This is a genomic window from Vibrio sp. 2134-1 (assembly GCF_033339495.1).
Genome location: NZ_JAWOUS010000367.1, coordinates 1 through 741, shown reverse-complemented (window position 1 = coordinate 741; position 741 = coordinate 1). Strand labels below are relative to the sequence as shown.

Annotated in this window: 1 protein-coding gene; it reads left to right on the top strand. The window is 48.7% G+C overall.

Annotated features, from left to right (window positions below):
• Positions 1 to 741, top strand: a 741-nt coding sequence (locus R7R78_RS26035) for an HlyD family type I secretion periplasmic adaptor subunit (protein ID WP_225474601.1), incomplete at both ends; no start/stop codon positions are given.

Sequence of the window (741 nt, the reverse complement as noted above, 5' to 3'; positions counted from 1 at the left end):
CAATTAACCCAGCGTCAAAAAGCAGAATACCGCGAAGATTTGGATAACCTACGTAACCAACTGTCGGTGATCGATCAACAAGTTGAGCAAAAACAGCAAGACTTGGTCGAGATTGAAGCGCGAGTGCGTAACTTACGCCAAAGCTACCAATACGCGAAGAAAGAACTGGATATCACCCAACCGTTGGCGGATGAAGGCGTTGTTCCGCGCATTGAGCTACTCAAATTGCAGCGCCAAGTGAACGACACTCGCCGTGAAATGACATCTAGCGAACTGAAAATCCCAGTGATCAAATCCGCCATCAAAGAATCCATGCTCAATCGCATCGATGTGGCGTTGAAGTTCCGTTCCGAACAACAAGAGAAACTCAATAATGCTCAAGACCAACTGTCTGCATTAGTTGAATCGGCAGTTGGCTTGGAAGACCGCGTAAACCGCACGGTGGTTGTCTCTCCGGTGACAGGCAAAATCAAAACGCTGAACGTCAACACCGTTGGCGGCGTTATCCAACCGGGTATGGACATCGTTGAAATCGTACCAACCGAAGACACCTTGTTAGTTGAGGCGAAAATCGCCCCGACAGACATCGCTTTTCTACGTCCGAACCTAAATGCCATCGTAAAATTCACCGCGTATGACTTTACAAAATACGGCGGCTTAGTGGGTGAACTGGAGCACATCAGTGCAGATACCACTCAAGACGAGGAAGGCAACAGTTTCTACATCGTGCGCGTGCGCACA